The following is a 744-nucleotide window of genomic DNA, read 5'->3' on the forward strand; positions in this document are numbered from 1 at the left end:
TGATCGGCGGCTACGAGCTCAGCCATTACCGCAAAGGTGTGAAAGTTCGCGCTAAAACCGATGCGCTGGATGCTCGGTTGTTGGCTCGCTACTTGAACAACGAAGGCCACCAGTTGCACCCGTGGACTCCGCCTTCGCCCCTGTATTGCCGTCTTATAAGCCTTTTCCGGCGCCGGGCAGCCTTGGTCCAGGCGCGTGTCAGCCTCAAGCAAAGTTGGTCCAACGAACCGTTGCTCAAAACGGCGTTTGAGCACCAGATAAAGGCCATGCAACGACTGGAAATCTTGCTCGAGAAAACAATCCAGACGCAGTTGGAAGCAGCTGGCTTGGGCGCTCAGCTCAAGCGTTGCATGAAAGTCGAAGGCATTGGCCTATTGAGCGGTGCCCGTTTGCTCACGTCGTTTCAGCGTGGAGATTTCAGAAATGCCGATGCCTTCATCGCTTTTCTGGGCCTAGACCTGCGTATATCGGATTCTGGGAAAAAGAAGGGACGCCGCTGCTTGTCTAAGCGAGGTGACCCAGAGGCACGTCGATTGATGCATAACGCCGCGATGTCGGCGAGGCGCACAGCGGCATGGAAGGGTTTTTATGAGGCACTGAGGGCCCGGGGACTCAGCACAACCGAAGCATTAGTGGCACTGGCCCGCAAGCTTGCCCGAGTGGTATTCGCCCTGCTGAAGAACCAGAGCGAATACTTACCGAAAGGCATTTAAGGGGTAGCCCCGTACCATAGAATCTCCCACA

Annotated in this window: 1 protein-coding gene; it reads left to right on the forward strand. The window is 55.9% G+C overall.

From position 1 onward, the window contains the following. On the forward strand, window positions 1-713 hold a 713-nt coding region (locus tag B0E42_RS02780), incomplete at its 5' end, for a transposase (protein WP_139353081.1). Window positions 714-744 lie beyond the last annotated feature (31 nt).

The organism is Pseudomonas sp. A25(2017), from assembly GCF_002001065.1.
GTDB classification, from domain to species: domain Bacteria; phylum Pseudomonadota; class Gammaproteobacteria; order Pseudomonadales; family Pseudomonadaceae; genus Aquipseudomonas; species Aquipseudomonas kilonensis.